The organism is Streptomyces sp. NPDC048192 (assembly GCF_043202415.1).
GTDB lineage: Bacteria > Actinomycetota > Actinomycetes > Streptomycetales > Streptomycetaceae > Streptomyces.
The window spans coordinates 105931-128387 of record NZ_JBIDAL010000012.1 but is presented as its reverse complement, the minus strand read 5'-3'; the positions used below and the strand labels follow the sequence as shown (position 1 = coordinate 128387).

Below are 22457 nucleotides of genomic sequence, written 5' to 3'. Positions count from 1 at the left end.
GTCAGGAAAGGCCCGCCTCCGCCAGCAGGTACGCCGTCATCGGGTCGTAGTACCGGGGGCTGACCACATGGTCGTCCAGCGGGACCACGACCTGGAGGGTGCCCTCGGACTCGGCGAGGAACAGCGCCGGGTCGTTGCAGTCGGCGTAGCCGACCGCGTCCAGGCCGTGCTGCCCCGCGTACCCGGCCCAGCCGTGGTCCGCGACGACCAGATCCGGCAACGGGCGCCCCTCGCGCTCAAGTCCCTCCAGCACGGCCCGCATCGGCTCCCCGGAGTGGGTGTGCCACAGCGTCGCCCCGTGCTCCAGCACCGCCACGTCCGCGAACTGCATGACGTACCCCTCGTCCGTCCGCAGCCCGTCCGGGACGACCACGATCTCGCAGCCGGCGGCGCGCAGCGCGGCGGCCGTGGCCCGGTGCACGTCCAGCAGCCCGCCCGGGTGACCGGTCGCGAACAGCACCCGCTGCCGGTCCTCGGCCGCCTTGCGCAGCCGCGCCGCCATCCGCTCCAGCGCGTCCACGGTCAGTTCCGGGTCGATGGTGTCCTGCCCGTACCGGTACTCGGGGTCGTCGTTGACGCCGACCCGCTCGGCCATCACCGCGAGCACGTCCTGCTCGTCCGTCCAGCGGTCGCCCAGCTCCAGGCCGAGCCAGAAGTTCCGGACACCGTTGGCGAGCTGACGGTAGTGGGAGAGGTTGTTCTCGCGGGGCGTGGCGACGTCCCCCGCGATACGGGTCCTCACCAGGTGGTCGACGAGCTGGGCGCGGCTGGGTGTCCCGGATATCGGCATGCCTCCATTGTGAGGCAGCGCGGCACGGCCGTCCTCGGCACACTGCCCGCTGGGACGTGACTCACGCCCCTGGTCGGCCCTGCCGCAGCGCGAACCACAGCTCCATCCGCACGTCCGGGTCGTCCAGGTCGGCGTCCAGCAGGGCCGCGCAGCGGGCGATGCGCTGCCGCACGGTGTTGCGGTGCACCTCCAGCGCCACCGCCGTACGGTCCCAACTCCCGTGCAGTGCCAGCCAGTTGCGCAGGGTCTCGGCGAGTTCGGGGCGGCCGGCGAGCGGGGCGAGCAGCGCGCGGGCGTGCGCCTCGGCGTCCGCCCTCGGCACCAGCTCCGCCAGGCCCGGCCGGGTCCCGTGCCGGACCAGCGGGGCGCGGGTGGCGCGGGCCCGGGCCAGGGCGCGGGCCGCCTGCGCGTCCGCGGCCGGCCACTCCCGCGGCTCCACGGCCGCGCTGACCCCGAGCGTCCACCCGGCCTGCGGCTCCGGCTGCCGCCCGCCCGGAACCAGCACCCGTACGACGTCCCGGCCGAGGTCGACCAGCGGCGACCCCAGCGCGGCCCCGAGCGCGGAGGCGGCGACCGCGTCGGGCCGCTGGACCTCCGGCCGGGCGTGCACGACGAGCCACTGCCCGGCGCCGAGCAGCGGGGCGACCTCCTCGGGCGGGGATCCCAGCAGCAGCCGTACCAGGGCGGAGGAGCGGGCGGCGCCCGCGCCGCTGTGGTGCTCGCCGGTCAGCAGCGACAGCAGGACGGCGGCGACGGAGGCGATGGTGTGGTCGCCGGGTTCACGGCGCGCGGTGGCCACCCCGAGGACGAATCCCTCACCGGGGCCGAGCGCGTACACGGAGAGATGGGTGTCGCCGAGCGTGTCGGTGGCGGAGGTGGGAGCGGGACGCGCGACCCCGGCATGGGCACCCCCGCCGGCCCCGGTCCCCGTGCCGTCCCGCGACACCCGGTCCACGGCGGACGCCGGGCTGCTGGGAGCCGGGCCGTCGGTGGGGCCTGCTGCCGTCGCCGGATCGCTGGTGGGGCGTGCCGGCGCCGCAGGGGGGTCCGTCGGGCGTACCACCGTCGCCAGGGTGGCCAGGGCCCAGCCGGTCTGCCCGGCCGGGGTACGGCCGGCCGTGGCGAGCGGGGTGCCGTCGGGGCCGTAGAGCACCGCGTGCCCGGAGAGGTGCCGGGCGAGGCGGCGCAGCACCGAGGGCACCGGGTCGGGGCGGGCGGCGGCCGCGGCGAGGCTCTGCTGGGCCTGGGTCACCCGGCGGAGTTCGGCCAGGCGGGCCTGGGCCATCAGCTGCCACACCGCGCGGGCCACGCCCGAGAAGGTGGTCCGGGGCGGGACCTCCAGCAGCGGCAGCCCGTGGCGCTCGCACGCGGCGACCAGTGCCCGCGGGACCGTGTCGTGGACCGGCGCCACGCCGAAGCCGAGGGCCGCGCCGCCCGCCTCGACGATCCGGGAGACGTAGTCGTCGAAATACGTCCCCGAACCCGCCGCCTCAGGGATGTGCACCCCGGCCGTGAGCAGCAGCTCGCCGCCCAGCAGATACGGGTACGGGTCGGCCATCTCCGAGGTGTGCGCCCAGTGGATCACGGTCCCCTGGTCCTGCGGGCCCGCGATCTGGCGCAGGGCCAGGTCCTCCCGGGCCAGCAGCGCCGACAGCGGGACCGGTGGGGTCGGCGGGACCGCCGGGGTGGGCGGGGCGGTTGTTTCCGGCATGGTGTGCGGACCCTCCATCCAGCCCCCGTTCGTATGGATGAAACGTACACTTCGCAGTCGCTTTCCGGCCACCTAGTGTCAAGTCAGACCGGCGGCCGCGGGTACGGGCGGATGTCCCCGCGATCTGCTGCCGGACCATCCCCACGCAACTGCACGACACGCCACCGAATGTGCGCGAAGGAGGGCCGCCCCATGGCCGTCGACTACACAGTGATCGTCGTCTATCTCGCCGGCATGCTGGCCATGGGCTGGTGGGGCATGCGCCGCGCCCGGTCCAAGAGCGACTTCCTGGTGGCGGGCCGCCGCCTGGGCCCGGCCATGTACTCCGGCACCATGGCGGCGATCGTCCTCGGCGGCGCGTCCACCATCGGCGGCGTGGGCCTCGGCTACCAGTACGGCCTGTCCGGCGCCTGGATGGTCGTCACCATCGGCCTCGGCCTGCTGGCCCTGTCGGTGTTCTTCTCCGCCCGCATCGCCCGCCTGAAGGTCTACACCGTCTCCGAGATGCTGGACCTGCGCTACGGCGGCCGGGCCGGCGTCATCTCCGGCGTGGTCATGTGGGCGTACACCCTCATGCTGGCCGTGACCTCGACCATCGCCTACGCCACGATCTTCGACGTCCTGTTCGACATGAACCGGACCCTCGCGATCGTCCTCGGCGGCTCGATCGTCGTCGCCTACTCCACCCTCGGCGGCATGTGGTCCATCACCCTGACCGACATGGTCCAGTTCGTGGTGAAGACCATCGGCGTCCTGCTGCTGCTCCTGCCGATCGCGGTCGTCAAGGCGGGCGGCTTCTCCGGGATGAAGGCCAAGCTGCCGACCTCGTACTTCGACCCGCTGGGCATCGGCGGCGAGACGATCTTCACCTACGTCCTGATCTACACGTTCGGCATGCTGATCGGCCAGGACATCTGGCAGCGCGTGTTCACCGCCCGCAGCGACAGGACCGCCCGCTACGGCGGCACCGTCGCCGGCACCTACTGCCTGGCCTACGCCCTCGCAGGCGCGGTCATCGGCACCGCCGCCAAGGTCATGTACCCCAAGCTCGGCAGCCCCGACGACGCCTTCGCCACCATCGTCAAGGACGAACTGCCCGTCGGCGTGCGCGGCCTGGTGCTGGCCGCCGCCCTCGCCGCCGTGATGTCCACCTCCTCCGGCGCGCTGATCGCCTGCGCCACCGTCGCGAACAACGACATCTGGTCGCGGCTGCGGGGCCTCACCAGGCGGTCCGGCGAGGACCACGACGAGGTCGGCGGCAACCGGTCCTTCATCCTGATCATGGGTGTGGCGGTGATCGGCACGGCGATCGCCCTGAACAACGTGGTCGAGGCGCTGACCGTGGCGTACAACCTCCTCGTCGGCGGCCTGCTCGTGCCCATCCTCGGCGGCCTGCTGTGGAAGCGCGGCACCGTCCAGGGCGCGCTGGCCGCCGTGATCGTCGGCGGCCTGGCCGTGATCGGCCTGATGGCGGGGTACGGCATCCTCGCCAACGAGCCCGTCTACTACGGCCTGCTCGCCTCCCTCGTCGCCTACGTCGCCGTCTCCCTGGCGACCAGGCCCACCGACGAGACGGTCCTCGCCGCCTGGCGCGAACGGCTCGCCGGCAGGAACCCCGAACTCGCGTCCGAACCGGTCCCGGCTCACCAGTAGAGTCATAAGGAAAGCAGTACAAGCGCGACGAAGCGCAAGAAAGAAGGCAATTGACCATGAGCAGCAACGAGACGCCCCGCGGCCCCGTCGACTCCTCCCGCATCCCGCGGTACGCCGGCCCCGCGACCTTCGCCCGGCTGCCCCGCCTGGACGAGGTCGGCGCCGCCGACGTCGCCGTCGTGGGCGTGCCGTTCGACTCCGGCGTCTCGTACCGGCCGGGCGCCCGCTTCGGCGGCAACGCCATCCGCGAGGCGTCCCGGCTGCTGCGCCCCTACAACCCGGCGCAGGACGCCTCCCCGTTCGCCCTGGCGCAGGTGGCCGACGGCGGCGACATCGCGGTGAACCCGTTCAACATCAACGAGGCCGTGGAGACGATCGAGGCCGCGGCGGACGAACTGCTCGGCACCGGCGCCCGCCTGATGACGCTGGGCGGCGACCACACGATCGCGCTGCCGCTGCTCCGGAGCGTCGCGAAGAAGCACGGCCCGGTCGCCCTGCTCCACTTCGACGCCCACCTGGACACCTGGGACACCTACTTCGGCGCCGAGTACACCCACGGCACGCCGTTCCGCCGCGCGGTGGAGGAGGGCATCCTCGACACCTCGGCCCTCTCCCACGTCGGCACCCGCGGCCCGCTGTACGGCAAGCAGGACCTCACCGACGACGAGAAGATGGGCTTCGGCATCGTCACCTCCGCCGACGTCTACCGCCGGGGCGCCGACGAGATCGCCGACCAGCTGCGCCAGCGCATCGGCGACCGCCCGCTGTACATCTCCATCGACATCGACTGCCTCGACCCGGCCCACGCGCCCGGCACGGGCACGCCGGAGGCGGGCGGCATGACCTCCCGCGAGCTGCTGGAGATCCTGCGCGGCCTGGCCTCCTGCCACCTGGTCTCGGCCGACGTCGTCGAGGTCGCGCCGGCCTACGACCACGCCGAGATCACGTCCGTGGCCGCCTCCCACACGGCGTACGAACTGACCACCATCATGAGCCGCCAGATCGCCGCGGCCCGCGAGGAGAACGAGGGCAAGTGACCCACGACCACGACCTGGAGCTCCGTCCGACCGCCGCCCAAACGGAGGCCGCGCTGAACCCTCCCGTCGGCCGGAACGGCGGAGACCTGGTCGTGGAGACGCTGGCCGGGCTGGGCGCGACGACCGTCTTCGGCCTCCCCGGCCAGCACGCGCTGGGCATGTTCGACGCCCTGCGCAGGTCCTCCCTGCGGTACGTGGGCCTGCGGGTGGAGAACAACGCGGGCTTCGCGGCGGACGCGTACGGCCGGATCACCGGCGAGGCGGCCCCGCTGCTGCTCTCCACGGGGCCCGGCGCGCTGACGTCGCTCGCCGCCTTGCAGGAGGCGGCGGCCGCGTCGGCCCCCGTGCTGGCGATCAGCAGCCAGATCCCGACGGCGGGGCTGGGCGGCGGCCGCCACGGCTACCTCCACGAACTCCCCGACCAGGCCGCCTCGTTCCGGGGCGTGGTGAAGTCGGTGCACACCGTCCGCACCCAGTCGCAGATCCCGTCCGCGATCGCGGCGGCCTGGAAGTCGGCGCTGACGGCTCCGCACGGCCCGGTGTGGGTGGAGATCCCGCAGGACGTGCTGCTGGCCCCGACCGCGCTGCCCGTGGTGACGGCGCCGGACGCCACCCCCGACGAGCTGGTCCCGCGCCCCGAACTGACGGCGCTGGCCGCGCACCTGCTGTCGGGCGCCGCCCGCCCGGCGATCATCGCGGGCGGCGGGGTCGTACGCTCCGACGCGCCGGGGAAGCTGAGGGCACTGGCGGAGCGGCTCCAGGCGCCGGTCGTGACGACCTTCGGCGGCAAGGGCGCGTTCCCCTGGGAGCACCCGCTGTCGCTGCAGTCCTGGCTGGAGGACCGGCACACCACGGACTTCCTGGAGGACGCGGACGTCCTGCTGGTCGTGGGCTCGGGCCTCGGCGAACTCTCCTCGAACTACCACACGTTCCGGCCGCGCGGCCGGGTGATCCAGATCGAGGCCGACCTCGGCAAGCTGGAGTCCAACCACCCGGCGCTGGGCATCCACGCGGACGCCCGCCTGGCGCTCCAGGCCCTGCTGGAGACGGTCCAGGAGCGGACGGACGCGTCGGCGCCGCGGCGGGTGCGGGAGCTGCTGGACAAGGTGGCCGCCCGCATCGCCGGCCAGGAACTCGACCTGGAACAGCAGGTGCTGGCCTCCGTGCGCCGCGCGCTGCCCGACGGCGCCCCCTCCTTCTGGGACATGACGATCCTGGCGTACTGGGCGTGGTCGGCCTTCGACCCCCGCGGCGCCAACACCATGCACTCGGCACAGGGCGCCGGCGGCCTCGGCTACGGCTTCCCGGCGGCGCTGGGCGCGGCGGCAGCCGAGCCGACCCGCCCGGTGCTGGCGGTGTCGGGCGACGGCGGCGCGCTGTACTCGATCGCCGAGCTGGCCACCGCCCGCCAGTACGACCTGCCCGTCACCTGGCTGATCGTCGACGACGGCGGCTACGGCATCCTCCGCGAATACATGACGGACGCCTTCGGCCAGGCCACGGCGACCGAGCTGACCCGCCCGGACTACGTGGCCCTCGCCGAATCGTTCGGCGTCCCCGGGGTCCGTACGACCCCTCAGGCGCTGGAGTCCGACCTGGCGAAGGCGCTGGCGACGCCGGGCCCGTCGGTGGTGGTGCTCCCGGCGGTCCTGCGCATGTTCGCGCCGACGCACCTGGCCTAGCGATCGCCGTGGCGCATCCTGCGCCCGCCGTGGACGCTGTGGATCAGGGAGGCGACCGTGTTGACGGCCCAGATGCCCCCCAGCGACAGAACGGTGAGGGCCAGGACCACCACCGCGAGCATCAGGGCGATGAGGACGACACCCTCGGCCCGCTGCGCCGCCCGGAGCAGCGACCCCGGGTGCGCGCCCACCGCTCCGACGACCGGAACCGCGATGGCGGCCAGCAGTATCGGGGCGCGTCGCGGACGCTCGTCACTCTGCACAAGAACTCATTGTGCAGTCCCTCGCGAGGGAAAGCGACGGTCTACAGCGACGTGGCCCTCTTCAGCGTCACGACGAACCGGGCGAAGACGTCGGCCGGAAAGGTGACGGCGGCCCCGGCCACCTTGGAGTCGCGCACGGCTATGTGGGTGCCGAGGTCGGCGACTTCGACGCAGTCGTTGCCCTCCCCTCCGCCGGAGAAGGACGACTTCTTCCACGAGGTGGGGGTGATCATGCTGGTCCTCACATCGTCCGGCCACCTGGATGCGGAGTGCCGCCTCGTGGATCACGGTCTCGTACGGGATGGGCGAGGGGCCGTCGATGACGGCCTGGCGCTTCATCCGGTGCTCCGCGCGGAGGTCGACTTCGCTGTCCGGGAACTCGGGATTCATGTAGACGAGCGGCAGGCGGAGAAGGACGTCCCCCTTGCGGTGCTGTCGGCGATGACGCACGGGCGTGGGCCGCAGGCTGCGACCGTACTGGAATCCCTGGCCGCCGCCCTGCGGACCATCGCCCCCGATAGTGCCGCAGTGTTCGTGCAGTTCGTCGACTCCTGCCTGGTTGATGCCCAGGCAGATGTGGAGGGATCTGATGACGGCGATCCAGTACTTCTGGCGACACCCGCTGGCCGAACAGGTGCGCGAGGAAGGCCGGGAACAAGGCCTCGAACAGGGTCTGGAGCAGGGGCGGATCCAGGACCGTCAGGAGATGATCCTGCGCATCCTGGAATGGCGCGGTATCCCCGTGCCCGACTCCGTCCGCGAGCGTGTCATGGCCTGCACCGACCTCGACCAACTCGAAGTGCGGGCCCAGCGCGCCGTGCATGCCGCGGAAGCGGCGGAGTCGTTCCGGACGGAACGAGCGGGCGAGCTGGGTCAGGACGGGGCCAGGACGCAGAACTCGTGGCCCTCCGGGTCGGTCAGGCAGGTCCAGGGGACGTCGCCCTGGCCGAGGTCGAGGTCGGCGGCGCCGAGGGCGCGTAGCCGGGCCACCTCCGCCTCCTTGTCGTCACCGGGGTACGGCAGCAGGTCGAGGTGGACGCGGTCCGGGGCGGTCTTCGTGCCGGGCGTGCGGAGGAACTCCAGGTACGGGCCCACGCCCCTGGCGTCGCGCAGTACCGCACGGTCGTCGGTCACCTCGTGCAGCGTCCAGTCGATCGCCTCGCCCCAGAACCGGGCCATGGCCCGCGGATCCGCGCAGTCGACCACCACGGCGGCGACCGGCCCGGTGTCCCGGTAGACCTCCCGGGGCTCCAGCACGCAGAACTCGTTGCCCTCGGGGTCGGTGAGGACAGTCCAGGGCACCGCGCCCTGCCCCACGTCGGCGGGCGTCGCGCCGAGGGACCTCAGGCGTGCGACCAGCTCCGCCTGGTGGGACGCGGAGGTGGTGGCGAGGTCGAGGTGCACGCGGTTCTTGGCCGCCGCCTTGGGCTCCGGTACGGGGACGACGTCGACGCAGACGAAGACCGGGTCCGGCCAGGCGAGGCCGCCGCCGGGCCCGACGTAGGTGCTCACGCCGGGGTGATAGGCGCTCCAGCCGAGCGCCTCCGCCCAGAACCGGCCGACCGCCGGGGCGTCGAGGGCCTTGATGTTCACCATCACGGGTCGCAGGGGCATGCCGGCGATCCTATGCACCCGTTCGGCGCACCCGTTCGGCGCCGGCATCCGTGCCGGCGCCGAACAGGGGAACCGTCCGCTCAGCTCACGTCGGACGGGTCCAGCCGGTACAGGGTCGACTGGTTGGTCTGTGCCGAAGACGACGAGGACGATGTGGACGACGAAGCCGCCGAACTCTTGCTGTAGGCGCTCTCCTTCACCTTCGTCCCGTGCTTCTGCACCCAGGACGTGACCGCCGAGCTGACGGTGTTGCCGCCGCCACCGGGGCCGCCGCCCCTCATGCCCCCGCCGACCTGGATGTAGTGCAACTCGCCCTTCTTCACCAGTTCCTTCAGCTTGGCGACGGTCATGGCGTTGTCGCTGCCGGTGAAGCCCCACATGGAGATGACGGGCTCCTCGGCGGTCAGCTCCAGCTGCGCGGCGGACTGGGAGTCGGACACGGCCAGCAGCCATGTCGCGCCGTCCCGGTGCTTCTTCAGGTAGGCGATCAGCTCGGTGCTCGCCCCGCCTCCCATGGGGCCGCCGCCGAAGCCGCCGCGCTGGCCCGTGGGCGCGCCGCCCGCCTCCCCGGTACGGCCGCTGCCGCCGGCCTCACCCGCACCACCGGGCGCCGCCTGCCCGCCTCCGGGGAACCCACCGCCGGCGCCGCCGGAGCCGTCCGGGCCGCCGCTCGGCAGCCCGCCGCCGCTCCCGCTCCCCGGCGCTCCCTGCCCGCCGCCCGGCAGTTCGCCGTCGCCCGGCATCCCGCCGGCCTCCGCGCTCTCCGCGCTCCCCGTGCCCTGCCGGCCGTCGCCGGGGAAGCCGCCCCGGCCACCGCCCGGCCCGCCGCCGAAGCCGCCGCCGGTCGACGGGCCCGCCGTGGGGTTCGTGCCGCCCATGCCTCCGCCGGAACCCGACGGCACCGACCAGGCGTACGCCGCCGGGCCGGCCAGTGCGGCCACCACCGCGGCGGTGACGGACGCCGCGAGCAGCCGGGTCCTGCCGCCGGTGCGGGTGAGCAGCATGCCGGTGATCCCGGCCGCCGTGAGCAGACCGATCGCCGGCCACAGCCAGGTGTGCCAGCCGGCGGCCCGGCGCAGCAGCACGACCGCCCAGACGCCGGTGACGGCGAGGGCGAGCGGCAGCACCCAGGCCCACCGCCGGTCGGTGCGGAAGGCCCGCAGCAGCATCGCGCCACCGCCGCCGCACAGCGCCGCGATGCCCGGGGCGAGCGCGGTCGTGTAGTACGGGTGCATGGTGCCCTGGGCTGTGGCGAAGATGACGTAGTGGAGCACGGTCCAGCCGCCCCACAGCACCAGCGCCATCCGCCTCGGGTCCGTGCGCGGGGCCCGCCCGCACAGCACCAGGCCGCCGATCAGCGCGATCGCCGAGAAGGGCAGCAGCCACGAGATCTGGCCGCCCAGGATGTCGTTGAACAGCCGGCCGAGGCCCGCGGAGCCGGAGAAGCCGCCCCCGCCTCCGCCGCCCCCGCCGTTGCCCTCGCCGCCGAAGACACGGCCGAGACCGTCGTAGCCCATGATCAGGTCCCAGGCGGTGCCGTCCGTGGAACCGCCGATGTACGGGCGGTCGGCGGCCGGGACCAGGGAGACGGCCAGCGCCCACCAGAAGCTGGAGACGGCCAGCACGACCGCGGCGAGCAGCAGGTGGGCGACCCGCTTCGGCCACGCGGCGCGGGACGCGTAGAGGTGGAGCGCGAAGACGGCGGGCAGCGCGATGCAGCCCGCGAGCAGCTTGGTGTTGAAGGCGAGGCCGAAGCAGGCCGCCGAGCCGAGCAGGGGCAGCAGCCGGCCGTCACGCGTGGCGCGCAGCGCGAGCGCCGCGCCCGACACCATGAGGAACACCAGCAGGGTGTCGGGGTTGTTGTCGCGGTCGATGGCGACCGTGATCGGGGTGAGGGCCAGGACCAGGGCGGCGACGGCTGCCGCGCCGTGGCCCCACACCCGCTTCACACTGGAGTGCAGGATCCAGATCGTGGCCAGCGCCAGCAGGGTCATCGGCGCCATCATCTGCCAGGTGCCGAAGCCGAGGAGGCGGCACGACAGGCCCATGACCATGAGGGCGAGCGGCGGTTTGTCGACGGTGAGGAAGTTGCCCGGGTCCAGCGAACCGAAGAACCAGGCCTTCCAGCTCTTCGTGCCGGCCCAGACGGCTCCGCTGTAGAAGGTGTTGAGGCTCGACCCGGAGAGGTTCCAGGTGTAGAGCACGGCGGCCAGCAGCAGGATGGCGAGCAGCACGGGCGGCGACCAGCGGGGCGCCCGGTCCGGCGGGCCGGCCGGGCGGCGGCTGCCGGGGGGCGCGGTCGTCGTGTCGGGGAGGGGATCGGTGGCAGATGTCACCAGTGCACCCTGCAGAGCGGCGATGGGTACGGGCTGTGGTGCGCCTGGGAGGAAGCTGTGGGGCGGTGACAGGACGGTGCGGCTCAGGGCAGCAGGCCGGGGAATTCCTTTCTCAGCTCGGCCAGTTGGGCGTCGTATCCGGCCCGGTGCTCCGCCGACTCCTTGAGGCTGATGGTGTGGGGTGACAGCGGTCCCGGCTCCAGGAAGGACGGTATGGACCGGAACATCTCCGCTGCCGCCTTCCAGTGGACGCCTCCTCGGGCGCGTGCCAGGGCGAGGTCGTCGTACAGGCCCTGTTTGAGGCGCTGCAGGCGTCTGGGCAGTTCGTCCTTCGGTTTGAACGCGTCGGGGCCGGGCAGCGTGCGGCCCGGTGCGGCGAGGAAGTGCAGGGCGGCCAGTGCGGCGAACAGCCGTCCGGAACGGCTGTGCGCGCTCTCCTCGTCCTCCGGCATGAGCGAATGATTGCCCTCCACCGGACCCGCCGAACATTGCGCACGGAACCCGCCGGACATCCCGCACGAACCCGCCGGACATCCCGCACGGGACCTGCCGGCGCACCGGCGTCGGATCGGGCGTACAACCATCCGGCCGGTTCCGTGCGTCAACGGGGTATGAATCCCCGGACCTCACGCCGTACCGGCGCGCTCGCCGCCGCCCTCGGCGCCGCGCTGCTCATACCCGCCGTGACCGTGGCCGCGGCCGCCCCCGCCGCCGCGGCCACGCCCGCCGTCAGCTGTACGTCCGCCAAGGCGGGCCTGGCCGCCAAGCTGCAGAAGGACATCACGGCCGCCCTCGCGAACAGAAAGAGCACCGTCGCCCTCGGCCTGTACGACCGCAGCACCGCCACCACCTGCACCCTGCGCGCCACCAGTTCCTACGACTCGGCCAGCACCGTCAAGGTCACCGTGCTGGCGACCCTGCTGTGGGACGCCAAGAAGCACAACCGCTATCTGACCGACCGTGAGGTCTCCCTCACCAAGGCCATGATCACGAAGTCCGACAACAACGCCACGACCACGCTGTGGAAGCAGCTCGGCATGACGAAGATCAAGGGCTTCCTCGCCGCCGCCGGGATGACGAAGACCGTGCCGGGCGCGAACGGCTACTGGGGGCTGACCCAGGAGAACGTCACCGACGAGCAGAAGCTGCTCAAGCTCGTCACCGCCAAGAACAGCGTGCTGAGCGACAACTCCCGCGCCTACATCCTGAAGCTGATGGGCCAGGTCATCTCCTCGCAGCGCTGGGGCACCCCGGCCGGCGCGCCGTCCACGGTGTCCGTGCACGTCAAGAACGGCTGGCTGCAGCGCTCGACGCACGGCTGGCGGGTGCACAGCCTCGGCACCTTCAACGGCGCCGGCCACGACTACATGATCTCGGTGCTCACGCAGGACAACAGCACCATGGACTACGGCGTCACCACCATCCAGAACGTCGCCAAGGCCATACACAGGGACCTGGTGCCGACCACCTCCGCGACCGCGGTCTACACCCCGACCAGCAAGCCCAGCGAGGCCTTCGTCGCGGTGCCGCCGCAGGGCTGACGCCGGGCGGGTTCACGACGCGGTCTCCCGCCGGACACCCGCCCGCCCTACGGTGACCGGCATGCGCCTGAGAACCGTACTCGCCACCCTGACCGCCGGCCTGGCGGCGGCCACCACGCTGACCGCCGCCGGGCCCGCCGGCGCCGCCGACTCCCCGGCGGGCCACGCCTGTTCGCCGTCCGTCACCATCGACCGCTTCTCCGACGCGCTGGACAAGACGACGTACGACGGCACGTTCGTCGGCAACTTCTCCGCGCTCGCCGTCGACCGGGACGGGTCGATCGCGGCCCTGGCGGACCGCTCCTCCCTCTTCGACCTGGATCCGGCGACCCTCCGGCCGAGGTCCGCGGTCCACCTCGCCGACGAAAAGGGCGCGGACCTCGACTCCGAGGGACTGGTCGTCGACCTCCCCCACTCTCGGCTTCGCTCGAGCGGGGGGACCCCCATCGGCACCCGGCTCATCACCTCCGAGACCGAGCCCTCGGTCCGCCGCTACTCCGCCGACGGCAGGATCCTCGACCGGCTCCCCGTCCCCTCCTCCCTCCTCGTCGCCCCGGCCGGCCGCGCCACCGCCAACCAGACCTTCGAGGGCCTGACCCTGCTGCCCGGCGGCCGCACCCTGCTGGCGTCCATGGAGGACGCGATCGCGGGCGACTCGACGGGGATCGTCCGTTTCCAGACCTGGCGGCGCACCACGGGCGGCCACTTCCGGCTCGCCGCCCAGTACGCCTACCGCACCGACGCCGGGCTCGGGGTCCCCGAGGTCCAGGCCACGCCCGACGGCCGCCTCCTCGTCCTGGAACGCGGCTTCACCTCCGGCGTCGGCAACACCGTCCGCCTCTACCTGGCCGACCCCCGCCACGCGACGGACACCAGCGGCATCGAGAACCTCACCGGGCAGCCCTCCGTCCGCCTGATCGGCAAGACCCTGCTGGCCGACATCGCCGACTGCCCGAGCCTCGGCGCCACGGCGAAGCAGCCCCAGCCCAACCCCCTGCTCGACAACATCGAAGGCATGACGATCACCGGGCGTGACCGCACCGGCCGCCTGAAGGTCCTCCTGGTCAGCGACGACAACCAGAACCCGGCCCAGACGACCCGCTTCTACTACTTGCGGGTACGGGCCTGACGCTCCGCCTCGCTTTGTTGCGGAGGGATGAAATCCGCTCACCTGCGCGTTGGTGCCTTCCGGTAGGGCAGGACGACAGGAAGGCACCGGCGTGGCAGCGCAACGGGGATGGGCACGGCGCCTGGCGGCATACGCCTGGCGGTATCCGAAGGACGTCGTTCTCGCCCTCGGCTCCTCCCTCGCCGGCATGGCCGTCATGGCCGTCCTGCCGCTGATCACCAAGGTGATCATCGACGACGTGATCGGGAGCCACACCCGCTCCATGGCCCCCTGGGCCGGCGCCCTGATCGGCGCGGCCCTCCTCGTGTACGCGTCCGCCTACGTCCGCCGCTACTACGGCGGACGGCTCGCCCTCGACGTCCAGCACGACCTGCGGACCGAGATGTACGGCACGATCACCCGCCTGGACGGCCGCCGCCAGGACGAGCTGTCCACGGGCCAGGTCGTCGGCCGCGCCACCAGCGACCTGCAGCTGATCCAGGGCCTGCTCTTCATGCTCCCGATGACCATCGGGAACGTCCTGCTCTTCCTGATCTCCCTGGGGATCATGGCCTGGCTGTCGCTGCCGCTGACCCTGGTCGCGCTCGCCGTCGCCCCGGCCCTGTACGTCATCGCCAAGCGCAGCCGCAGGAAGCTGCACCCCGCGACCTGGTACGCCCAGGCCCAGGCCGCGGCCGTCGCGGGCGTGGTCGACGGCGCGGTGAGCGGCGTCCGCGTGGTGAAGGGCTTCGGGCAGGAGGAGCAGGAGACCGGCAAGCTCGGGGAGGTCGGCCGCAGGCTGTTCGCCGCGCGGCTGCGCACGATCCGCCTGAACAGCACGTACACCCCCGCGCTGCAGGCCGTCCCCGCCCTCGGCCAGGTCGCCATGCTGGCCCTCGGCGGCTGGCTGGCCGTGCGCGGGCACATCACGCTCGGCACCTTCGTCGCCTTCTCCAGCTACCTCGCCCAGCTGGTCGGCCCCGTCCGCATGCTCGCGGTGGTCCTCACGGTCGGCCAGCAGGCCCGGGCCGGCACCGAACGCGTCCTGGAGCTGATCGACACCGAGCCGACGATGAAGGACGGCACCAAGGAGCTGCCCGCCGACGCGCCGGCCGGGGTCGAGTTCGACGACGTGTCCTTCGGGTACGACCACGAGCGTCCCGTGCTGGACGGGCTGAGCTTCGAGATCCGCCCGGGGGAGACCCTCGCCGTCGTCGGTTCCTCCGGCTCCGGCAAGTCCACCCTCTCCCTGCTGCTGCCGCGCTTCTACGACGTCACCCACGGCGCGGTCCTGGTCGGCGGGCACGACGTGCGCGAGCTGACCCTGGAGAGCCTGCGGGCCGCGATCGGGCTCGTGCCCGAGGACTCCTTCCTCTTCTCCGACACGGTGCGCAGCAACATCGCCTACGGCCGGCCCGACGCGACCCAGGAGGAGATCGAGCGGGCCGCCCGCGCCGCCCAGGCGGACCGTTTCATCGCCGAGCTGCCCGAGGGCTACGACACCACGGTCGGCGAGCACGGCCTGACCCTCTCCGGCGGCCAGCGCCAGCGCATCGCGCTCGCCCGCGCCCTGCTGGCCGACCCGCGCCTCCTCGTCCTCGACGACGCCACCTCCGCCGTCGACGCCCGCGTGGAACACGAGATCCACGAGGCCCTCAAGCACGTCATGGAGGGCCGTACGACCCTGCTCATCGCGCACCGCCGCTCCACCCTCAACCTCGCCGACCGCATCGCCGTCCTCGACGGCGGCCGGCTCGCCGACCTCGGCACCCACGAGGAGCTCGAGGAGCGGTGCGCGCTCTACCGCCGGCTGCTGACCGACCCGGACGAGCTGGGCGGGGTCTCCCCGGGCCACGCCGAGCCCGCCGTACCGGCCGAGGACACCTCGGTCCGCGAGGAACTGGACGCCGAGTTCGACGCCGAGCGGGGCGTCACCCCCCGGCTGTGGACCGGCGACCGGCAGCCGAAGGACCAGGCGCTCTCCGGCACCCCCGCCACCCCGGAACTCCTCGCCCAGGTGGAGGCGCTGCCGCCGGCCACCGACACCCCCGGCATCGACGAGGCCCGCGCGGTGCTGCCGGAGGACTCCTACGGCCTGCGCCGCCTGCTGCGCGGCTTCGGCCCGCCCCTGCTGGTCAGCCTGCTGCTGGTCGCCGTGGACGCCGGCGCCGGCCTGCTGCTGCCGGTGCTGATCCGGCACGGCATCGACGCCGGTGTGACGAAGACGGCGCTCGGCGCGGTGTGGGCGGCCTCGCTGCTCGGCCTGCTGACCGTGCTCGTGCAGTGGGCCGCGCAGATCGGCGAGACCCGGATGACCGGCCGCACCGGCGAGCGGGTGCTGTACGCGCTGCGGCTGAAGATCTTCGCCCAGCTGCAGCGGCTCGGCCTCGACTACTACGAGCGCGAGCTGACCGGCCGGATCATGACGCGGATGACGACGGACGTCGACGCCCTGTCCACCTTCCTGCAGACCGGCCTGGTCACGGCGTTCGTCTCGGCCGTCACCTTCTTCGGCATCATGGGCGTCCTGCTGGTGATCGACCTCCGGCTCGCGCTCGTGGTGTTCGCCACGCTGCCGCCGCTGATCGTCGCGACCTTCTTCTTCCGCCGGGCGAGCGTCAAGGCGTACGAACTCGCCCGCGAGCGGGTGTCGGCGGTCAACGCCGATCTGCAGGAGTCGGTGGCCGGGCTGCGGATCGTGCAGGCCTTCCGGCGCGAGCGGGACGGCGGGCGGCGGTTCGCCGAGCGCAGCGACAGCTACCGGCGCGCCCGCATCCGGGGCCAGTGGCTGATCTCCGTCTACTTCCCGTTCGTGCAGCTGCTGTCGTCGGTCGCCTCGGCGTGCGTGCTGATCGCGGGCGCGGGCCGGGTGGAGGCGGCGACCCTGACCACCGGCGCCCTGGTCGCCTACCTGCTCTACATCGACCTGTTCTTCGCGCCGGTCCAGCAGCTGTCCCAGGTCTTCGACGGCTACCAGCAGGCCACGGTCTCCCTGGGCCGCATCCAGGAGCTGCTGCGCGAGCCGACGTCCACGAAGTCGGCGCACGAGCCGCGCGAAGTCCTCTCCCTGCGCGGCGAGATCGCCTTCGAGGGCGTGCACTTCGCCTACGGCGCCGACGAGGAGGCCCTGACCGGCATCGACCTGACGATCCCGGCCGGGCAGACCGTGGCCTTCGTCGGCGAGACGGGCGCCGGCAAGTCGACCCTGGTCAAGCTGGTGGCGCGGTTCTACGACCCGACCGCCGGGCGGGTCACGGTCGACGGCGTCGACCTGCGCGTGCTGGACCTGACCTCGTACCGGCACCGCCTCGGCGTGGTCCCCCAGGAGGCGTACCTGTTCCCCGGCACCGTCCGGGACGCCATCGCCTACGGCCGTCCCGACGCCACCGACGCCGAGGTGGAGGCGGCGGCGCGGGCGGTCGGCGCGCACGAGATGATCGCCCGGCTGGAGGGCGGCTATCTGCACGAGGTCGCCGAGCGCGGCCGCAACCTCTCGGCGGGCCAGCGCCAGCTGATCGCGCTCGCCCGCGCCGAGCTGGTCGACCCCGACGTCCTGCTCCTCGACGAGGCCACGGCCGCCCTCGACCTGGCCACGGAGGCCCAGGTCAACCAGGCCACGGACCGCCTGGCGGGCCGCCGTACGACCCTGGTCGTGGCGCACCGGCTGACCACGGCGGCGCGCGCGGACCGGGTGGTGGTGATGGACCACGGGCGGGTCGCGGAGGACGGTACCCACGCCGAACTCCTCGCCCGCGGCGGCCGGTACGCCGAGCTGTGGCGCACCTTCGTCGGCCGCCCCGAGCCGGAGGAGCCGGTCACCGCCTCCCGCTGACCCCTGTCGCTGACGGCCGTGCAACCATCCGACATACGTCGTGCGTCCGTACAGCAGTACGGATATCGCGGGTACAGGACCACGGTGAGGGGGAGTACGGCAGTGGACAGCAGTGGTGGGACACGACGGCGGCTGGCGCTCGGCGCGGCCGTGCTGGCCGTGACCGGGGCGCTCGGTCTCGGCACGGCCGGCGCCGCCCAGGCGGCCCCGGCGGGCGGCTGCTCCGGACACGAGGTGCGGGCCCTGCCGTTCAGCACCGGCGTCACCCACGTCTACAAGCGCGACGGTTACGTCTGCGCCGTCACCGTCGCCCGGAACCCGGGCTCGGCCCGGCCGATGTCCGTCAGCGTCCAGGCCCGCGGCAGCCGGCCGGTCGTCGACACGGGCTGGTACCGCCACCACGCGGGCCCGGTCACCGTCCACGCCGGCCACCGCTGCGTGTGGATCAAGGGCTCGGTGGGACGGCCGGGCATCAGCAGCGGGTGGATCCTGTGCTGACGTCCCGGCAGATCTGAAGAAACGTCAATTCCCTTCCGGCGCCCGGGGACGCACGTCGGCCGCCCCCGGGAACCGGGCGGGCGGGCCGTTCGTCCAAGGGGCAGGTTGCCGGACGAGTCTTCCGTGCCGTGGTGTCGGCCCCTCGCGACTGGCCGCGAATGCCGACCCACCCTCTTCGCCGCGGCACGGCCGGCACCCGCCGTCACCGGCGCGCCCCCCTCCCATGCGCCGGTGACGGCCCCTTTCGTGGCTACTGTGCATTCCCTTGACGGAAAGAAACTTCCCGGATATTGGTGACTCCTCGGAAGTTTCCTTCAGCGGTTCTCCTCCGGAAGGAGCGCACGTGCACGACGCCAGCACGGGAAGCGACAGCAACAAGGGAAACACCGCACGACCCTCCAGACGCGCCGTCCTCGCCGCGACCGCGGGCCTCACCGCCGCGCTGGCCGTACCGACGGCCGCCCGCGCCGCCACGCCCGGCGACGACCGCCGGCTGCGCGCCCTGATCTCCCGGATGACGCTCGAGGAGAAGGTCGGCCAGCTCTTCGTGATGCGGGTCTACGGCGCCTCCGCCACCGACCCCGACCAGGCCGACATCGACGCCAACCTCAAGGAGATCGGCGTCCGCACGGCCGCCGAGCTGATCGGCAGGTACCGCGTCGGCGGCATCATCTACTTCGCCTGGGCCCACAACACCCATGACCCGCGCCAGATCGCCGGCCTCTCCGACGGCATCCAGCGGGCCTCCCTCGCCCAGCCGCGCGGCCTGCCGGTGCTCATCGCCACCGACCAGGAGCACGGCGCGGTCTGCCGGGTCGGCAAGCCCGCCACCCTCTTCCCCGGCGCCATGGCGATCGGCGCCGGAGGCTCCCGCGCCGACGCGCACACCCTCGGCCGCGTCTCCGGCACCGAGCTGCGCGCGATGGGCATCAACCAGGACTACTCCCCGGACTCCGACGTCAACGTCAACCCGGCCAACCCGGTCATCGGCGTGCGGTCGTTCGGCGCCGACCCGGACGCGGTCGCCGCGCTGGTCGCCGCCGAGGTGAGGGGCTATCAGGCCGCCCGGGTCGCGGCCACCGCCAAGCACTTCCCCGGCCACGGGGACACCGCCACCGACAGCCACACCGGCCTGCCGGTCATCACCCACAGCCGCGAGCTGTGGGAGAAGCTGGACGCCGTGCCCTTCCGGGCCGCGATCGCCGCCGGCATCGACTCCATCATGACCGCGCACATCCAGTTCCCGGCCCTGGACGACTCCGGCGACCCGGCCACCCTCTCCCACCCGATCCTCACCGGCATCCTGCGCGGCGAACTCGGCTACGACGGCGTGGTGATCACCGACTCCCTCGGCATGGAGGGCGTCCGCGTCAAGTACGGCGACGACCGGGTGCCGGTGCTCGCCCTGAAGGCCGGCGTCGACCAGCTCCTCAACCCGCCCGACCTGGACGTGGCCTGGAACGCCGTACTGAAGGCCGTCCAGAACGGCGAGCTGACCGAGTCCCGCCTCGACGAATCGATCCTGCGCATCCTGCGCCTGAAGGCCCGGCTCGGCCTCTTCGACGACCCGCGGGCCGGCCGGACGGACCTCGACCGGGTCGGCACCCCGGCGCACCTGGCGGCGGCCGACCGGATCGCCGCGCGCACCACGACCCTGCTGGTCAACGAGGACCGCACCCTCCCCTTCTCCCCGAGCGCCCAGCCCCGCGTCCTGGTCGTCGGCGCCGACCCCGCCTCGCCCTCCGCCACCGACGGCCCGCCCACCGCCGTCCTGGCCGCCGCCCTCACCGAGCTGGGCTTCACCGCCACCGCCCTGTCCACCGGGACCGCGCCGTCGGCCGCGACCATCGCCAAGGCCGTCGCCGCCGCACAGAACGCGGACGCGGTGGTGGTGGCCACCTACAACGTGACGGCGGGCAGCGCCCAGACCACGCTCGTGCGGCAACTGCTGGCCACCGGCAGGCCCGTCGCGGCCCTGGCCGTGCGCAACCCCTACGACGTGGCGCAGTACCCCGCCGTCAAGGCCTGCCTGGCCTCCTACGGCTGGACCGACGTCGAGGTGCGCGCCGCCGCCCGGGTGATCGCCGGAGACGTGCCCCCGCGCGGCAAACTGCCGGTGCCGGTGCAGCGGGCCGACGACCCGGCGCAGGTGCTGTACCCGATCGGGTACGGGCTGACGTACTAGCCGTACGCCACACACCGGGCGCAATCCCCCCAACGGGCGGAAACGCTCCCTCATGTCTGGCGTGGCCGCACCACCGGGGGCCACGCTGGACCGGGGGTGTCAGGGGGATGGCCATGCGTGGAAGAGGCGCCGCGAGAGCCGCGTGCCTGGCATGCCTGGCCTTCCTGCTGCCGGCCGTGCTGCTGACCGGCTGCCGGGGCCCGGCGGGCGCCCCCGTCGGCGACGCCCGCCCCACCCCGGCCACGACCGTCGGCTACGGCGCCGAGTTCCTCGCCGTCGGCGAGTGCAGCTCCTTCGGCACGACCAGCTTCACCGAGGTGCCCTGCGCGAGCGAGCGGGCCGCGGCCAGGGTCGTCGCCCGGTACGACGGCGCGGTCACCGACGGACCCCTGTGCCCGGCCACCACCGACTTCGTGCTGCACATCAGCGCCCAGGCCGCGGCGGCCGACGAGGACGGCGACGGCGCGATCCCGCAGGGCTACGCCTGCATGCGCGACCTCGAGCCCCCGCACCCCGGCGACCCCGGCGGCGGAGGCGGCCCCCGCGCCATCCCCGGCGACTGCGTGTACTCCTCCGGCAGGGGCCAGGTCCGCGAGACCCCGTGCGACGGCTCCGGCCGGCACCGCCCGCAGTACCGGATCACCAGGGCGACGGCGGCCCGGGAGGACTGCCCGGCATCGACGGCCCTGTACGTCCAGCTCGGCGGGGACAGGCCGGTGGGGTGCGCCCGGCGGCTGTAGGGCCCGGTGCCGCGGCGTCGCGGACCGGCAGCTCGGCAGCTCGGCCGCTCGCCGGGAAGCGGGCCGCGGCGCCGGAGAGCCGGGGCGGCCGGGCGGGGGAAGGACCGCCGTCGCGGTACCGGTGCGTACCCCGGCGGCCGGGGTGCCGTGCCGGTCCCGGGATCACCCGATGACCCCGTCAGGCCGAGGCGGCGGCTCCCTCGGGCGCTCCCGGTGCCCGCCCCCGCAGTTCGGGTGTCGTCGCCGCGACCGCCCCCACGGCCAGCAGGCACATCAGCCCCCCGGTGATCAGCGAGACCGCGCCGGAGGACCAGCCGGCGACCAGGCCGCCGCGCACGTTGCCGAGGCTGGGGCCCGCCTGGCCGACGATCTGCTCGGCCGCGGTGACCCGGCCGAGCAGCGCGTCCGGGGTGCGGGTCTGCACGATCGTGGACCGGCAGACCACCGAGGTGGCGTCCCCGGCGCCCGCGACGGCGAGCAGCGCCAGACCCGCCCAGGGGTCGGTGGTCAGCCCGAACAGGACCAGCGCGGCGCCCCAGACGGCCGCCGCGCCCAGCATGACCGGCCCCGGCCGGCCGAGCCGCGTCACGGCGCCCGACAGCGCGGTGGCCGTGACGCCGCCCACGGCCAGCGCCGACAGGAACAGCCCGAGCGTGTCCGGGTCGCCGCCGAACCGCTCGGCGTTGACCAGCGGGAACAGGCTGACCGGGAAGGACAGCACGGTCGCCGCCAGGTCGGTGATCAGCGCGCCCCGCACCACCCGGTGCCCGGCCAGGAACCGCAGCCCGTCCAGCACCCCGTGCACCCCCGCACGCGACGGCTCGCCCTGCGGGGGCAGCGCGGGCAGCCCGAAGGCGCCGTAGAAGGCGACGCCGAAGCTGAGGGCGTCCAGCAGATAGCAGGCGCCGATGCCCAGCCGGCCCAGCAGCACCCCGGCCAGCGCGGGTCCGAGCAGCATCATCGCCTGACCGGTGATCTGGTTCAGCGCCAGCCCGGCGGCGACCTGCTCCTTCGGCAGCAGCCGCGGCACGAAGACCCCGGCCGCCGGGGCGCCGAGCGCGCCGAACGCCGACTGCGCGGCGACCAGCGCGAGCACGGCCGCCGCCGGGACGTGCCCGGTGAACCCCTGCACGGCCAGCAGCGCGGAACAGGCCGCCTGGCCCACGGTCGCCGTCAGGAAGATCCGCCGCCGGTCCGCCCGGTCCACCCGGGCCCCCGCGAACAGCCCGAACCCCACCAGCGGCAGCGCCTGCGCGAGCCCCACCGCACCGGTCCACGCCGTGCTGCGGGTCATGTCCCACACCTGGTACATGACCGTCACCATCGTCATGAACCCGCCCAGCACGGACACGGTCCGCCCGATCAGCAGCCGCCGGAAGACGGGCGAGGCGCGCAGGGGTCGTACGTCGATGAGCGGCAGGATCACCGGGGGAGGCTAACCGGGCACCTCCGCTCCGGCCACCGAAT

At 73.5% G+C, this 22457-nt stretch carries 17 protein-coding genes and 2 pseudogenes; 10 read left to right on the top strand and 9 right to left on the bottom strand.

Annotated features, from left to right (window positions below; all coding sequences use genetic code 11):
• Window position 1: 1 nt before the first annotated feature.
• Complete coding sequence (locus tag ACGFZN_RS26030) at window positions 2-790, bottom strand: phosphatase (protein ID WP_393860892.1); 789 nt, start codon at window positions 788-790, stop codon at window positions 2-4.
• A 61-nt stretch (window positions 791-851) separates the two neighbouring features.
• Entirely contained in the window at window positions 852-2519 is a 1668-nt protein-coding gene (locus ACGFZN_RS26025; protein ID WP_393860891.1) for a PucR family transcriptional regulator ligand-binding domain-containing protein, read from the bottom strand.
• Window positions 2520-2693: 174 nt separating this feature from the next.
• On the opposite strand from ACGFZN_RS26025, the gene ACGFZN_RS26020 reads away from it, so the two are divergent.
• From ACGFZN_RS26020 to ACGFZN_RS26010, 3 genes are read left to right on the top strand one after another with little or no spacing between them, the layout of a single operon-like run.
• The gene (locus tag ACGFZN_RS26020; RefSeq protein WP_393860890.1) at window positions 2694-4154 is read left to right on the top strand and encodes a sodium:solute symporter; all 1461 of its coding nucleotides are present in this window, start codon (window positions 2694-2696) and stop codon (window positions 4152-4154) included.
• 56 nt (window positions 4155-4210) lie between these two features.
• Window positions 4211-5191 (top strand): agmatinase, encoded by a 981-nt coding sequence (gene speB, locus ACGFZN_RS26015; protein WP_393860889.1) that lies wholly within the window; start codon window positions 4211-4213, stop codon window positions 5189-5191.
• Window positions 5188-6873: a thiamine pyrophosphate-binding protein gene (locus ACGFZN_RS26010; protein ID WP_393860888.1), complete on the top strand. Its 1686-nt coding sequence runs from the start codon at window positions 5188-5190 to the stop codon at window positions 6871-6873. Before speB ends, ACGFZN_RS26010 begins: the two co-directional genes overlap by 4 nt.
• On the opposite strand, the gene ACGFZN_RS26005 is transcribed toward ACGFZN_RS26010, so the two are convergent.
• From ACGFZN_RS26005 to ACGFZN_RS25995, 3 genes and pseudogenes are all read right to left on the bottom strand, one after another.
• Window positions 6870-7136, bottom strand: coding sequence for a hypothetical protein (locus ACGFZN_RS26005; RefSeq protein WP_393860887.1), 267 nt, complete (start codon window positions 7134-7136; stop codon window positions 6870-6872). The two genes, ACGFZN_RS26010 and ACGFZN_RS26005, sit on opposite strands and share 4 nt — an antisense overlap.
• Before the next feature lie 41 nt (window positions 7137-7177).
• Window positions 7178-7369: a DUF397 domain-containing protein gene (locus ACGFZN_RS26000; protein WP_393860886.1), complete on the bottom strand. Its 192-nt coding sequence runs from the start codon at window positions 7367-7369 to the stop codon at window positions 7178-7180.
• 25 nt (window positions 7370-7394) lie between these two features.
• Window positions 7395-7526, bottom strand: a pseudogene (locus ACGFZN_RS25995) (Scr1 family TA system antitoxin-like transcriptional regulator); the annotation flags it as partial.
• 3 nt (window positions 7527-7529) lie between these two features.
• On the opposite strand from ACGFZN_RS25995, the pseudogene ACGFZN_RS25990 reads away from it, so the two are divergent.
• A pseudogene (locus ACGFZN_RS25990) lies at window positions 7530-7992 on the top strand (hypothetical protein); the annotation flags it as partial.
• A gap of 17 nt (window positions 7993-8009) precedes the next feature.
• Here ACGFZN_RS25990 and ACGFZN_RS25985 read toward each other — a convergent pair.
• The 3 genes from ACGFZN_RS25985 to ACGFZN_RS25975 form a co-directional block, all read right to left on the bottom strand.
• The gene (locus ACGFZN_RS25985) at window positions 8010-8750 is read right to left on the bottom strand and encodes a VOC family protein (RefSeq protein ID WP_393860885.1); all 741 of its coding nucleotides are present in this window, start codon (window positions 8748-8750) and stop codon (window positions 8010-8012) included.
• Between the two features lie 80 nt (window positions 8751-8830).
• Window positions 8831-11086, bottom strand: a complete 2256-nt coding sequence (locus ACGFZN_RS25980) for an ArnT family glycosyltransferase (RefSeq protein WP_393860884.1) — start codon at window positions 11084-11086, stop codon at window positions 8831-8833.
• 83 nt (window positions 11087-11169) lie between these two features.
• Window positions 11170-11538, bottom strand: a complete 369-nt coding sequence (locus ACGFZN_RS25975; RefSeq protein ID WP_393860883.1) for a hypothetical protein — start codon at window positions 11536-11538, stop codon at window positions 11170-11172.
• Between the two features lie 159 nt (window positions 11539-11697).
• Here ACGFZN_RS25975 and ACGFZN_RS25970 point away from each other — a divergent pair, with 159 nt between their 5' ends.
• The 6 genes from ACGFZN_RS25970 (at window position 11698) to ACGFZN_RS25945 (ending at window position 20990) form a co-directional block, all read left to right on the top strand.
• Window positions 11698-12627, top strand: coding sequence for a serine hydrolase (locus ACGFZN_RS25970; protein ID WP_393860882.1), 930 nt, complete (start codon window positions 11698-11700; stop codon window positions 12625-12627).
• A 61-nt stretch (window positions 12628-12688) separates the two neighbouring features.
• On the top strand, window positions 12689-13756 hold the full coding sequence (locus tag ACGFZN_RS25965) for an esterase-like activity of phytase family protein (RefSeq protein WP_393860881.1): 1068 nt from the start codon (window positions 12689-12691) through the stop codon (window positions 13754-13756).
• A 91-nt stretch (window positions 13757-13847) separates the two neighbouring features.
• Window positions 13848-17567: an ABC transporter ATP-binding protein gene (locus ACGFZN_RS25960; RefSeq protein ID WP_393860880.1), complete on the top strand. Its 3720-nt coding sequence runs from the start codon at window positions 13848-13850 to the stop codon at window positions 17565-17567.
• A gap of 102 nt (window positions 17568-17669) precedes the next feature.
• Complete coding sequence (locus ACGFZN_RS25955; RefSeq protein ID WP_393860879.1) at window positions 17670-18065, top strand: hypothetical protein; 396 nt, start codon at window positions 17670-17672, stop codon at window positions 18063-18065.
• Window positions 18066-18408: 343 nt separating this feature from the next.
• Complete coding sequence (locus ACGFZN_RS25950; protein ID WP_393860878.1) at window positions 18409-20250, top strand: glycoside hydrolase family 3 protein; 1842 nt, start codon at window positions 18409-18411, stop codon at window positions 20248-20250.
• A 113-nt stretch (window positions 20251-20363) separates the two neighbouring features.
• Complete coding sequence (locus ACGFZN_RS25945) at window positions 20364-20990, top strand: hypothetical protein (protein WP_393860877.1); 627 nt, start codon at window positions 20364-20366, stop codon at window positions 20988-20990.
• A gap of 178 nt (window positions 20991-21168) precedes the next feature.
• Here ACGFZN_RS25945 and ACGFZN_RS25940 read toward each other — a convergent pair whose 3' ends face one another.
• Window positions 21169-22416, bottom strand: coding sequence for an MFS transporter (locus ACGFZN_RS25940; RefSeq protein ID WP_393860876.1), 1248 nt, complete (start codon window positions 22414-22416; stop codon window positions 21169-21171).
• Window positions 22417-22457: the final 41 nt, after the last annotated feature.

Coding starts and splice junctions, on each gene's coding strand:
- ACGFZN_RS25985 (WP_393860885.1), bottom strand. CDS start 8,750: ATGCCCCTGCGACCCGTGATGGTGAACATCAAGGCCCTCGACGCCCCG.
- ACGFZN_RS26030 (WP_393860892.1), bottom strand. CDS start 790: ATGCCGATATCCGGGACACCCAGCCGCGCCCAGCTCGTCGACCACCTG.
- ACGFZN_RS25965 (WP_393860881.1), top strand. CDS start 12,689: ATGCGCCTGAGAACCGTACTCGCCACCCTGACCGCCGGCCTGGCGGCG.
- ACGFZN_RS26025 (WP_393860891.1), bottom strand. CDS start 2,519: ATGGAGGGTCCGCACACCATGCCGGAAACAACCGCCCCGCCCACCCCG.
- ACGFZN_RS26000 (WP_393860886.1), bottom strand. CDS start 7,369: ATGATCACCCCCACCTCGTGGAAGAAGTCGTCCTTCTCCGGCGGAGGG.
- ACGFZN_RS25945 (WP_393860877.1), top strand. CDS start 20,364: ATGCGTGGAAGAGGCGCCGCGAGAGCCGCGTGCCTGGCATGCCTGGCC.
- ACGFZN_RS26020 (WP_393860890.1), top strand. CDS start 2,694: ATGGCCGTCGACTACACAGTGATCGTCGTCTATCTCGCCGGCATGCTG.
- ACGFZN_RS25970 (WP_393860882.1), top strand. CDS start 11,698: ATGAATCCCCGGACCTCACGCCGTACCGGCGCGCTCGCCGCCGCCCTC.
- ACGFZN_RS25975 (WP_393860883.1), bottom strand. CDS start 11,538: ATGCCGGAGGACGAGGAGAGCGCGCACAGCCGTTCCGGACGGCTGTTC.
- speB (WP_393860889.1), top strand. CDS start 4,211: ATGAGCAGCAACGAGACGCCCCGCGGCCCCGTCGACTCCTCCCGCATC.